The 12,509-nt window shown below is 64.9% G+C and carries 11 protein-coding genes and 1 tRNA gene; 9 read left to right on the forward strand and 3 right to left on the reverse strand.

Going from position 1 to position 12,509, the window contains the following annotated elements; translation table 11 throughout:
• Positions 1-62: 62 nt before the first annotated feature.
• From AU072_RS20350 to AU072_RS20390, 9 genes are all read left to right on the forward strand, one after another.
• A tRNA-Trp gene (locus AU072_RS20350) sits at positions 63-135 on the forward strand.
• 75 nt (positions 136-210) lie between these two features.
• Entirely contained in the window at positions 211-624 is a 414-nt protein-coding gene (secE, locus tag AU072_RS20355) for a preprotein translocase subunit SecE (protein WP_064415461.1), read from the forward strand.
• A 41-nt stretch (positions 625-665) separates the two neighbouring features.
• The gene (gene nusG, locus AU072_RS20360) at positions 666-1,490 is read left to right on the forward strand and encodes a transcription termination/antitermination protein NusG (protein WP_064415462.1); all 825 of its coding nucleotides are present in this window, start codon (positions 666-668) and stop codon (positions 1,488-1,490) included.
• A gap of 90 nt (positions 1,491-1,580) precedes the next feature.
• Positions 1,581-2,009, forward strand: a complete 429-nt coding sequence (gene rplK, locus AU072_RS20365; protein ID WP_059101294.1) for a 50S ribosomal protein L11 — start codon at positions 1,581-1,583, stop codon at positions 2,007-2,009.
• 98 nt (positions 2,010-2,107) lie between these two features.
• Positions 2,108-2,815: a 50S ribosomal protein L1 gene (gene rplA, locus AU072_RS20370; RefSeq protein ID WP_064415463.1), complete on the forward strand. Its 708-nt coding sequence runs from the start codon at positions 2,108-2,110 to the stop codon at positions 2,813-2,815.
• Between the two features lie 297 nt (positions 2,816-3,112).
• On the forward strand, positions 3,113-4,939 hold the full coding sequence (locus AU072_RS20375; RefSeq protein WP_064415464.1) for a PE-PPE domain-containing protein: 1,827 nt from the start codon (positions 3,113-3,115) through the stop codon (positions 4,937-4,939).
• 68 nt (positions 4,940-5,007) lie between these two features.
• On the forward strand, positions 5,008-5,877 hold the full coding sequence (gene rfbA, locus AU072_RS20380) for a glucose-1-phosphate thymidylyltransferase RfbA (RefSeq protein ID WP_064415465.1): 870 nt from the start codon (positions 5,008-5,010) through the stop codon (positions 5,875-5,877).
• Entirely contained in the window at positions 5,877-6,875 is a 999-nt protein-coding gene (rfbB, locus tag AU072_RS20385; protein ID WP_064415466.1) for a dTDP-glucose 4,6-dehydratase, read from the forward strand. Before rfbA ends, rfbB begins: the two co-directional genes overlap by 1 nt.
• A 14-nt stretch (positions 6,876-6,889) precedes the next feature.
• Entirely contained in the window at positions 6,890-8,317 is a 1,428-nt protein-coding gene (locus AU072_RS20390; RefSeq protein ID WP_064415467.1) for a sugar nucleotide-binding protein, read from the forward strand.
• Positions 8,318-8,352: 35 nt separating this feature from the next.
• Here the strand turns inward: AU072_RS20390 and AU072_RS20395 are convergent, their stop codons facing one another.
• The 3 genes from AU072_RS20395 to AU072_RS20405 all read right to left on the reverse strand — a co-directional run bounded on the left by AU072_RS20395 (position 8,353) and on the right by AU072_RS20405 (position 12,493).
• Positions 8,353-11,118: a helix-turn-helix transcriptional regulator gene (locus AU072_RS20395; RefSeq protein ID WP_064415468.1), complete on the reverse strand. Its 2,766-nt coding sequence runs from the start codon at positions 11,116-11,118 to the stop codon at positions 8,353-8,355.
• Positions 11,119-11,236: 118 nt separating this feature from the next.
• The gene (locus AU072_RS20400; RefSeq protein WP_064415469.1) at positions 11,237-11,536 is read right to left on the reverse strand and encodes a hypothetical protein; all 300 of its coding nucleotides are present in this window, start codon (positions 11,534-11,536) and stop codon (positions 11,237-11,239) included.
• Positions 11,537-11,596: 60 nt separating this feature from the next.
• Positions 11,597-12,493 carry a cyclopropane mycolic acid synthase family methyltransferase gene (locus AU072_RS20405; protein ID WP_064415470.1) on the reverse strand — a complete coding sequence of 299 codons (897 nt, stop codon included), beginning with the start codon at positions 12,491-12,493 and terminating at the stop codon, positions 11,597-11,599.
• Positions 12,494-12,509: the final 16 nt, after the last annotated feature.

Consider the following 12,509-nt stretch of genomic DNA (forward strand, 5'->3'; position numbering starts at 1 on the left):
GATCGGGGAGCGCGCGAATTGTGTGAGCCCCGAACGGGTGGCCTTTCGCAGTGCCACTCTGAAGGGGCGTAGCTCAACTGGCAGAGCAGCGGTCTCCAAAACCGCAGGTTGCAGGTTCAAGTCCTGTCGCCCCTGCTCAACTGAATACTCGACAAGTGTGGACACTGGAAGGTGACCCACAAACCAGATGACCAGACAAGGGAGCATGCGGTGAGCGACGAGCACGACGATGCCGGCTCCGACACCGAAAACGGCCGCGGCGCCGTCGTGACCCGACCCACCCGTCCGTCGGGCAAGCGGACCCGTCGGGCGGCCGCCGGCGAAGACGCCAGCGAAGCCGTCGACCTGTCCACCGGCACCGCGGCGTCACCCACCAAGAACGGGTCGGGCGCCGCGAAGAAGGCCGCCAAGAAGCGCGCCGACGGACCGTCGCGGAACCCTTTCCTGTTCGTCTGGAACTACCTGAAGCAGGTCGTGGCCGAGCTGCGCAAGGTGATCTGGCCGAACCGCAAGCAGATGGCCACCTACACCGGCGTGGTGCTGCTGTTCCTGGCCTTCATGCTGGCGATGATCGGCGGCGTCGACTTCGGCCTTGCCAAGCTGGTCTCGCTGGTGTTCGGCTGACGAGTACGCGCGACGGATGAGAACTTCGAGAGGACTGACAAGTGACTAGCTTCGAGGGCGATACGCCTTCGGCCGACAGCGTTGACCTGATCGACGAGACGACGGACGCGACGACCGACGCGACCACCGACCCGGCGACCGAGAACGCCGATGTCGCCGGTGACGCCGTGAGCGACGAGGCGGCCACCACGGACGACGCGGCCGGTGAAGCACCCGCCGCTGAAGTCGAGCCCGAGGAAGAGGATCCGGCGGTCGCGCTGAAGAAGGAGCTGCGGACCAAGCCGGGCGACTGGTACGTCATCCACTCCTACGCCGGTTATGAGAACAAGGTGAAGGCCAACCTCGAGACCCGCGTGCAGAACCTCGACGTCGGCGACTACATCTTCCAGGTCGAGGTGCCGACCGAAGAGGTCACCGAGATCAAGAACGGTCAGCGCAAGCAGGTCAACCGCAAGGTGCTGCCCGGCTACATCCTGGTGCGCATGGAGCTCAACGACGAGTCGTGGGGCGCGGTGCGCAACACGCCGGGTGTGACGGGCTTCGTCGGTGCGACGTCGCGGCCGTCGCCGCTGTCGCTGGATGACGTGGTGAAGTTCCTGCTGCCGCCCGCCGCGGCGAAGAAGCCCGGGAAGGCCGCCGCCGCCGCGGGTGCGACCGCCGCGGAGGCCGGGGGCATCGAGCGCGCGCCGATCGAGGTGGACTTCGAGGTCGGCGAGTCGGTCACCGTCATGGACGGCCCGTTCGCGACGCTGCCCGCTTCGATCAGCGAGGTCAACGCCGAGCAGCAGAAGCTCAAGGTGCTGGTGTCCATCTTCGGTCGCGAGACACCTGTCGAACTGACCTTCAACCAGGTCGCCAAGATCTAAGCCCGGCGATTTGGGCACGTCTAGGAGCGCTCGGCGGCGCAACAAACCGTGCACAAATCGCAGAGAACCGAGAGAGGAAACACCACACCAATGGCCCCGAAGAAGAAAGTCGTCGGGCTGATCAAGCTGCAGATCCAGGCCGGGCAGGCCAACCCCGCCCCGCCGGTCGGTCCGGCGCTCGGCCAGCACGGCGTCAACATCATGGAGTTCTGCAAGGCGTACAACGCCGCGACGGAGAACCAGCGCGGCAACGTCATCCCCGTGGAGATCACCGTCTACGAGGACCGCAGCTTCACCTTCAACCTCAAGACACCGCCCGCGGCCAAGCTGCTGCTGAAGGCCGCCGGTGTGCAGAAGGGCTCGGGCGAGCCGCACAAGACCAAGGTCGCCAAGGTGTCCTGGGATCAGGTGCGCGAGATCGCCGAGACCAAGAAGGAAGACCTGAACGCCAACGACATCGATCAGGCCGCCAAGATCATCGCCGGCACCGCCCGGTCGATGGGGATCACGGTCGAGTAGTTCGACCGATTCGTGGGAGGGCCAGCTGCGGCCCGGCGATGAGCGCTCGCGCGAAGAGCGTTCATCACAGACCACAACTCAGCAACTAGGAGAAACGAATGAGCAAGACGAGCAAGGCATACCGCGAAGCCGCCGAGAAGGTGGACCGCAGCCGGCTGTACACGCCGCTGGAGGCGGCGAAGCTGGCCAAGGAGACGGGATCGAAGAAGCAGGACGCGACCGTCGAGGTGGCGATCCGGCTGGGTGTCGACCCGCGTAAGGCCGATCAGATGGTGCGCGGCACCGTCAACCTGCCGAACGGCACCGGTAAGACCGCCCGCGTTGTGGTGTTCGCGGTCGGCGACAAGGCCGAGGCCGCGGAGGCCGCGGGTGCCGACGCCGTGGGTAGCGACGACCTGATCGAGCGGATTCAGGGCGGCTGGCTGGACTTCGACGCGGCGATCGCGACTCCCGACCAGATGGCCAAGGTCGGCCGCATCGCGCGGATCCTGGGCCCGCGTGGCCTGATGCCGAACCCGAAGACCGGCACCGTGACGCCCGACGTCGGCAAGGCCGTGTCCGACATCAAGGGCGGCAAGATCAATTTCCGCGTCGACAAGCAGGCCAACCTGCACTTCGTCATCGGCAAGGCCTCGTTCGACGAGAAGGCGCTGGCGGAGAACTACGGCGCCGCGATCGACGAGATCCTGCGGGCCAAGCCGTCGTCGTCGAAGGGGCGTTACCTCAAGAAGATCGTCATCTCGACCACGACCGGCCCGGGCATTCCGGTCGATCCGTCGGTGACGCGCAACTTCGCCGAGGCCTGAGCAAACCCGTGGCGCGGGTTTGCGCCACGGCGTGGGGCCATTGAGCCGAGAACACCCTCGGGGCGCTTCGCCCGAGTGATGGCGAGCGGTAGCTGGTAGTTGCGCTAAGCGACTCAGGGCCCGTTCTTCGGTCGGCTCGAGATGACCGACCGACGCCTCGGGAAAGTCCACGTCGTCGGCGGCGCAGCGGGGACGACGGCTGCGTTGGGCGAGTAGCGAACTGGCCAACCGAAATTCCCTCGGCGAACTTCGCCTGTTTGGTCGTCGCTGGCGCTGCTCCTGTGTGAAAGTTGACCCATGCGTAAGTGCATTCGGGTCGCCTTTCTTACTTTGCTAGGCCTGCTGAGCGCTGCCGTCCTCAGCGCCGCGACCGCGCTGCTGGCGGCGGTCAGCCTGGCGGCCACGACCGCACTGATCGTGCCGGGTACCGGAACGCCGAACGCGAACGGCATCAACCTCTACATGCCGAACTTCCGCGACTACTACATGCAGAGCACGCCGTGCACCAACAGCACAAACTGCGGTACGTACAACCAGAACCAGCCTCGGAACGGAGGACTACTCGGCATCAATTACTTTGCATCGTTCTGGCCCATACCGTTGCCGGGCTGGTGCGACCCGGGTCGGTGCGAGAAGTTCGACGTGTCCGTCGCTGACGGCGTGAAGAACCTGACCACCGCACTGCAGGCGATACAGAGTCTCGATCCAAACTACGGGGGCGACATAGTGATCGCCGGCTACTCCCAGGGGGCTCGCGTCGTCACCATCGCGAAGATGCAGTTCGCAAATGGCGATTGGCAGGCGTTCCTCAACAAGGTCAATTCCGTCGAGTTCGTTTATATCGGCAACCCGAACCGCCCGAATGGTGGCATCCTCTCGCGCTTCGGCGCCTTGGGTCACATTCCGATACTCGACGTGACCACGGGGCAGCCGACGCCGACCAACACGCCGTTCGAAACGCACGATTGGGCGATCCGATGGGAGGGCATCGCGGATTTCCCGCAGTACCTGCTCAATCCGCTGGCGATCATCAACTCGGTCATGGGTTTCTACTACGACCACGGCACCTACCTGGCGGTCAACCAGGACAGCGACCCTGGTGAGTTGCCCGCGGGCTACACCGAAGCCGAATGGCGGGAGCTCACGAAATATCCGGAGAAGCATCCGGACCTCGTCCAGATTCAGGAGTACGGAGACACGACGTACTACACCGTCAGGCCGAAGGTGCTTCCGTTCGTGCGCCCGCTGCACTCCATCCCATTGATCGGCAAGCCGATCGCAGATTTTTGGGAACCGATACTCGAGGTGCTCATCGAGGAGACTGGATACAACCGCAACATCCCGTTCGGGCAGTACTCCCCGATCGGATTGATCCCGTTCTTCAACCCGATCACGCTGGTGCTCAGGATGATTCCGGCTGTGTTCCAGGGCGTCGTGAACTTCCTTGGCAACTTCATCCCGTCGCTGGCGCCGAAGCCGATTGAGATCACGCCCGAACCGGTGACCACGTCGCTCGCGCCTGGGTCGGATGAGGACGAATCGCTGGACAATGAGGTCGAGAATCTGGCGGATGCCGGCGAGAATCAAGGTGACAACCTGCGGCGATTCGCCGCGCGGGGAGACGCCGAGGGAACGGTGCTTTCCGTCACCGGCAACGGAGAACTTGCGCTGACTGCAGGTGCGGAAGACCCGGCCATCACCGATCCGGCCGAGGGCGAGATCATCACAGACCCGAATGAAGGCGAGGTCATCGAGGGTGAGGAGTTGCCGGGGGCCGTGCTCGAGCCCACCCCGATCTCCGACCCGGAAATCGTGGAGGAGAAGATGACCGACCCGGCCGGCGGCAACGCCCTGGTTGCCGTGAAGGATCCGGAGGTCAAGACGGATCCCCCACAGAACCGGATCGACGCGAACGGTCGCAGCGTGTCGTTGAACGCCTCGCCGAACCAGTCCGGTGAAACGCCCAAGGATGCCGGTAACGGCGCCGTGCAGAAAATCACCGCGCCGAGCCCGGAGCCCTCTGAGGACCTCACGACGAACCCCGGACCCACCGGGGCCATCAAAGACGCCCAGGACGCCGACGACGCGGACGTCTCGCAGGATTCCGAACCGGCCGCGGCCTGATCGCGCTCAACCGTCGGGACCAGCGTCTCTCTGCGAGTGCTAATTCGCTGTGTGTCACGATTGGTCGCGTGAGGGGCATTATCTTGGCTGGCGGGAGTGGCACGCGTCTGCACCCGATAACCCTGGGTGTGTCGAAGCAATTGGTGCCCGTCTACGACAAGCCGATGGTGTACTACCCGCTCTCGACGCTGATGCTGGCCGGCATTCGCGACATCCTGGTGATCACGACGCCCCACGACGCGGAGGGCTTCGAACGCCTGCTCGGTGACGGATCGCGCTTCGGAGTGTCGATCACCTACGCCAAGCAGCCGTCTCCGGACGGTCTGGCACAGGCTTTCACGATCGGCGAGACGTTCATCGGCACCGACAATGTGTCCCTCGTGCTCGGTGACAACCTGCTGTACGGGCCCGGCCTGGGCAGCCAGCTCAAACGCTTCACCACCATCGACGGTGGTGCGATCTTCGCCTACTGGGTCGCGGATCCGTCCGCGTACGGCGTGATCGAATTCGACGACAACGGTTTGGCCATCTCCCTCGAGGAGAAACCCGACCGACCCAAGAGCAATTACGTCGTCCCGGGTCTGTACTTCTACGACAACGACGTGGTCGAGATCGCCAAGGGCCTGAAGCCCAGTGCCCGCGGCGAGTACGAGATCACCGACGTCAACCGCTGCTACCTCGAGCGGGAGCGCCTTCAGGTGCACGTGCTGCCCCGCGGAACCGCGTGGCTGGACACCGGCACCTTCGACCAGATGACCGACGCCGCCGAGTACGTGCGCACCATGGAACGGCGCACCGGGCTGAAGATCGGCGCTCCCGAAGAGATCGCCTGGTTGCAGGGCTGGATCAGCGACGACGAATTACGGGAACGTGCCACGCCTTTGGTGAAGTCCGGCTATGGGAACTATCTGTTGAACCTCCTGGAGAGAGGACGCTGATGTCGCGACTTCTCGTCACCGGTGGAGCGGGCTTCATCGGCTCGAATTTCGTGCGGTACGTCATCGACCACACCGACCATCACGTCACGGTGCTCGACAAGCTCACCTACGCCGGCAATCGCGCCTCTCTCGCCGGATTGCCCGAAGACCGAATGACTTTCGTGCACGGCGACATCGCGGATGTCCCTCTGGTGGACGAATTGTTCGCCGACGCCGACGCGGTCGTGCATTACGCCGCCGAATCGCACAACGACAACTCACTCGCGGACCCCGAGCCGTTCCTGCACACCAACCTCGCGGGCACCTTCACCCTGCTGGAGGCCGCGCGCAAGCACGCCACGCGCTTCCATCACATCTCGACCGACGAGGTGTACGGGGACCTGGAACTCGACGACCCGCGCCGGTTCACCGAGCAGACGCCGTACAACCCGTCGTCTCCGTACTCGTCGACGAAGGCGGGAAGCGATCTACTGGTGCGGGCGTGGGTTCGGTCGTTCGGTGTGGCCGCGACGATCTCGAACTGCTCCAACAACTACGGTCCCTATCAGCACGTGGAGAAGTTCATTCCGCGACAGATCACCAACGTGCTACGCGGGATCCGCCCCAAGCTCTACGGCGAGGGCCGCAACGTGCGGGACTGGATTCACGCCGATGACCACTCCTCGGCGGTGCTGACCGTCCTGGACAAGGGCCGTATCGGCGAGACGTACCTGATCGGTGCCGACGGTGAGAAGGACAACAAGACCGTCATCGAGTTGATCCTCACCCTCATGGGCCAGCCGGCCGACGCGTACGACCACGTCACTGACCGAGCCGGCCACGACTTGCGGTACGCCATCGATTCCACCAAGCTGCGGGACGAACTCGGCTGGCGACCGCGATATCAAGACTTCGAGAAGGGTTTGATGGCGACGATTCAGTGGTACCGCGACAACGAAGACTGGTGGTCCCCGGCCAAGGATGCCACCGAGAGTTTCTACGCACGCCTGGGCCAGTGAGAGAACTTACGACAATGACTGAATCTCCAAAAGCACTGCGCGCCAACGAGACTCCTATACCTGGCCTGGTGATATGGGAATTGCCGGTGTTCGCGGACAATCGCGGGTGGTTCAAGGAGAACTGGCAGCGCGAAAAGATGGTCGCGCTCGGCCTGCCCGACTTCAAGCCCGTGCAGAACAACATCTCCCATAACGGTCCGGCGGGCACGACCCGCGGAATTCACGCTGAACCGTGGGACAAGTTCGTTTCGGTTGCGACCGGACGCGGCTTCGCTGCCTGGGTCGATTTGCGAGCCGGCCCCACGTTCGGCACGACGTTCAGCACCGAAATCGACCCGTCCCGGGCGGTTTTCGTTCCCCGCGGCGTCGGCAATGCGTTCCAAACCTTGGAACCCAACACCGTCTACGTGTATCTCGTCAACGACCACTACTCACCTGATGCCCAGTACACATCTGTGAACCTGGCAGACGAGACGGCCGCGATCGACTGGCCAATCCCGCTCGATAAGGCCGAGATGTCAGCCAAGGATCGCGACCATCCGCGCCTGGCCGACGTCAAGCCGATTCCGCCGCGGAAAACGCTGGTCCTAGGTGCCGGTGGTCAGCTGGGTCGGGCACTTCGTGAGGTGTTCGCCGACACCCCCAGCGTTGAATTCGCCGAACGCGGCGATATCGATCTCACTGCCCCCGGTATCGAATCCGCGCGCCGCTGGCGCGAATACGAGACCATCATCAACGCCGCCGCCTTCACGGGTGTTGACGCGGCCGAGACGCCGGAAGGCCGTGCGGCGGCGTGGTCCACCAACGTCGCCGGTGTGGCCGCGCTGGCGCGCACTGCGTCCGACAACAACATCACGCTGGTACACGTCTCCAGCGACTACGTCTTCGACGGCCACGTCACGAGGGCGTACCGCGAGGACGATCCGGTTTCACCGCTTGGTGTGTACGGCCAAACCAAAGCGGCGGGCGACCTTGCCGTGGCGACCGTGGATCGGCACTACATCCTTCGGACTTCGTGGGTGATTGGTGACGGCCACAACTTCGTGCGCACCATGCTGTCTCTAGCCGAACGTGGGGTGAACCCGTCTGTCGTCAACGACCAACACGGCCGGCTGACGTTCACCTCTGAACTCGCACGAGCGATCCGGCATTTGATCGAGACGCGCGCCCCGTACGGCACGTACAACGTGACGGGCTCCGGTCCGGTGATGACGTGGGCTGAGGTCGCGCGGCGGACCTTCGAATTGGCTGGCCATGATCCCAACCGGGTGACGGATGTGACCACCGAGCAGTACTTCGTCGACGCTGCGAAACCTGCCGCCCCTCGACCGGCCAACAGTGTTTTGGATCTAGCCAAGGTTCAGGCCGTCGGTTTCGAGCCCGCTGATGCAGGCGGGACTCTCGCGAATTATGTGCGCGAGCAAGTGCCTGCTGCACAATAGATCTCGGCGATCCGCACCTGCTTAACGGCAGACTCTCAACGGTGCTCGCCGAATACGCGGCCCAGTTCTGCCCGTGATCTGATTCCGAGTTTCCGGTAGATGCGAGACAGGTTCGTCTCGACCGTCTTGGGGCTGATGAACAGCGCGGTGGCCACATCCTTGGTCGTCATACCCGATGCGGCGAGTTCGGCGACGCGGTGCTCCGACGGCGTCAGACCCAGATGTCCGTTGCTCGACGCGCCGGCTCGCGCGAGTTCGGCGCGCGCCCGCTGCGCCCACAGAGGGGTGCCCAAGCTCTCGAACACGTGCAAAGCCTCGGTCATCGTGGTGCGCGACGCTTCCTTCTGCCGCTGACGCCGCTGTAACTGGCCGAGTAGCAACAGCGTTCGGGCGCGCTCGAAGGGCATCGGCAGGCGCTCGTGATGGGCCAGCGCTCGCCTCGCCATGTCGGCCGCCTCGTCGACCTCACCCTGGGCTGCCAGCCAGAGGCTGCGGCACCGTGCGGCCATGGCCAGCATCCACGGCCTGTCCAACAGCCTCCCGTTGGCTTCCAGCGCCTCGATCATCGGCTCGGTTTCCGCTGCGCGGCCGAGCGCGACCATCGCCTCGACCGCGTCGGGGACGAATCCCGCGGTGATGATCTCCGTGCCGGGCAGGAACGGGAACCGGTCGACCAACGGCTGCAATATGTGCAGCGCCTGCTCGTAGTGTCCCAACGACACCTCGAGGAACGCCAGGTTGACCGAGGCCCAATCCGCCAGCCGGGGCGAACCGCAACGTTCGGCGAGGTCGATCGCCTTCCGCGCGACAGCGCGGGTCTCGTCCTGCCTGCCGGCATACGCCGCGACCGCGGACTGGATGGTCTTGGCGACCACTCGCATGTGCTCGCCGCCGAGCTGTTGTGCCCGCTCCACGGTCTCCTCGGCGATGCGGGTCGCCTCCTCGTAGCGTCCCCGCCAGATCTCGATCAGCGCACTGAACACCGCGACGAAGATCAGATCGGTTTCGGCCCCTCGCTCGTTGCAACGCGCACGCACGAAGGCCATCTGATCGATCGCCTCATCCAACCGTCCCGTGAACGCCAGCAGCAGAGCGTGATTGGCTCTGGCGCGGAACGCGATTGGCGCCTCGCTGGTCAGATCCTGCAGTGCCAAGGCTCGGCTGATGCCCGCCCAGTCGACGCCGCGACCGCACATGCAGGCGATGTTGGTGCGCACCGCCAGGACCTGACTCGTGAGGTCGGCGATCCCCACGTCTTCCGCGTACGCGGCCGCCCGTTCCGCGCTCTGCAGCGCTGCCCCGAACTCGCCGGCGTTGAGCCGTGCATATGCCAAGAGCAGCAGCGTGCGCACGCGAACCTCGCGGTCGCCCTCGTCATGGTCGAGCGCCTGTTCCAGGAGGACGACGGCATCGGTGAAGTTGTTGTGCTGAATGTGCATGCTGGCCAACAAGTTCAACGCCTTCGCCCGGTGCACGCCACCCGTCACGCGCTCGGTCAACCCGTCGAGCAGCGAACGCGTGCGCTCCAGATCGCCGGCATGCAGGTAGTGGTCAGCCGCGCGAATCCGCCGCGCCGGTGTGTCACCGCCCAGACCGATTGCGAGCTCGAGCAATTCGCCGGCCGCCGCGGGCGCACCGCGTGCAACCGCCGTATCAGCCGCGATGTCCAGTGCCTCCAGGGTGGCCGGGTCGGCGCTGGCGGCTGCCAGAGCCATATGCCTGGCTCTCGATTCGTCAAGAATCACCGCCTCGGCCAGCGACCGGTGCATCGCGCGTCGCTCACTCCGTTTGGCATCGGTGTAGACGCTGCGCGCCAACAGCGGGTGCGAAAACGCCACTGCGTCACCGTCGATGGTCACGATGCCCTTGCTTCTGGCGTCGGCCAGCAGTTCGGCCGTGCGATCGGCCGTGCTGCGGGTGACCCGCGCCAGCAGGTCGACGGTCGGGGCGGCCTCGCACGCCGCGGCCAGCAGCAGGACCTGGATCTCAGGTTCCAGACGGCCGATGCGTCGGCGCATCAACTCCGCGAGCGTCGCGGGCAACACCGACTGGGAACCGCCCGCGTCGATCGCCCGTGCCAGCTCGAGTGCGTAGAACGGGTTGCCGCCGGAGATCTCGGCAATCCGGACCATCGTCGGGCGAGGAAAGGTCCGGCCGAGCCGCGTCGAGATCAGGGCGTGCAATCCGCCGAGACTCAACGGACCCACGTGTACCCGGCGCACCCCGGATCCGTCGCCCACCTGCAGCCAACACGCCGCATCGGGTCCCTCGTGTTCGGTGCGTTCGGTGACCAACATGCCCACGTGCCCGCTGAGCCGCCGCGCGGCGAAGGCCACCACGGCTTGGCTGGACGGATCCAGCCACTGCACGTCGTCGAGCGCGATGAGCACCGGCGCGTCTCCGCAGAGTTGCTCGACGGCGGCGGTGAAGGCGGCCGCCACCGCTCGCTGGTCCGTCGGTGGGCCGTCGCCGTCAGCGCGAAGCAGCACGCGATCCACAGCGAGGCGCTGCAGGTCCGGCAGGTCGGCGAAGGCTTCAGAGGGCATGTCGCCGAAAAGGTCGGCGACGGCCGCATAGGCCAGGGCGGTCTCCGCCTGTCCGGCTCGCGCCGTCAGCACACGGAAGCCGCGTTCGCGGGCCGCCGATATACCCGTCAGCCACAGGGTGGTCTTGCCGGCTCCGGCATCGCCCTCGATGACCAGTGCACAGGGCCCGCTGCCGGCGGATTCCAGGAAATCGCTCACCGCCCGAAATTCGGCCGGACGCTCGATTACGCCGGACACCAGAACCACACCCCTCATCGACAGCAAATCGAGGATATCCGCTGACGTATGAGCGCAGAAGTCGTAGGCCCGGGGATATGCAGCTAAGAGGTGTGCTTAATCGGCGGAGCCGGGAAGGGCGCGAAGTACGGCAACGTCATGTTCGGTTATGGCGCCGGATCCGGGTGCCCACCGGAGCGGACAGCCGCTGGTGTGGCGCACCCGCGGCGAGGCAGGTCCGAGAGACGATCTCTCGGGAGCCGGCGCCGAAGACGCCGTAGAGCACCTCGTCGCTGGGGACGGCCAGCGTGATCAACAGCTCGACGGGAGTCCCCTCGCCGGTGGCGGCGGCCGCCGCGGCGTCAAGACGCGCGACGAGGTCCTCGACGGATTGCTCGGTGAGCTCGGGCAGGTACCACTCCGCCAGGTAACACGCGGACTCCCCACTCCCGCTCATCTGTCGAACGGTAGCGATTCCTCACGCCGGGCGAATCAGGTATTTCCCTACGTTCTGTCCCTACGCGGCCGCGCCGGACTTGAGATAGGTGACCAGGCTGACGTCGATGCCCTCGTCGATGAAGTACCACTGGCAGCCCTTGAGGTACCGCATGTAGCGGTCGTAGTTCTCTTCGCCGGCGGCCGCGATCGCGGCGTCCTTGTTGCGCTCGAGGCGGTCGGCCCAGATGCCCAGCGTCTTGATGTAGTGGTTGCGCAGAGAGATGGCCTCGGGAACCTGAAAGCCGGCCTTTTCGCCGTGCTCGATCATCATCTGCGTCGTCGGAAGGCGGCCGCCCGGGAAGATCTCGGTGATCATGAACTTGATGAAGCGAGCCATCTCGAAGGTCAGCTTCTTACCGCGTGCGGCCAGGTCATAGGGGTGATAGCCGACGCTGCTCTGGATGGTCATCCGGCCGTCGTCGGGCAGGATGTCGAAGCACGTCTTGAAGAAGTCGTCGTAGCGCTCGAACCCGAAGTGCTCGAACGCCTCGATGGAGACGATGCGGTCGACGGGGGAGTGGAACTGCTCCCAGCCCTCCAACCGGACGTCGTAGGTGCGCTGGGTGTCCAGCTTGCTCAACAGCTGGTTGCAGTAGGCCTGCTGGTTCTTCGACAACGTCAGCCCGATCACGTTGACGTCGTACTTCTCCATCGCACGCTGCAGCGTGAGGCCCCACCCGCAGCCGACCTCCAGCAGCGTCATACCGGGTTTGAGGTCCAGCTTGTCGAGGTGCTGGTCGACATTGGCGATCTGCGCCTCTGACAGCGTGACATTCGGGCCGGTGAAGTATGCGCAGCTGTACTTGCGCGTCGGATCCTGGAACACGCCGAAGAAGTCGTCCGACAGGTCGTAGTGCGCCTGGATGTCCTCGAAATGAGGCCGCATGTCCTTCGTGCCGGTTGAGTTGTCAGACATATTTCCCCTGCTTGGC

The sequence above is a fragment of the Mycolicibacterium novocastrense genome (assembly GCF_001499835.1).
In the GTDB taxonomy this organism is placed as follows: domain Bacteria; phylum Actinomycetota; class Actinomycetes; order Mycobacteriales; family Mycobacteriaceae; genus Mycobacterium; species Mycobacterium novocastrense.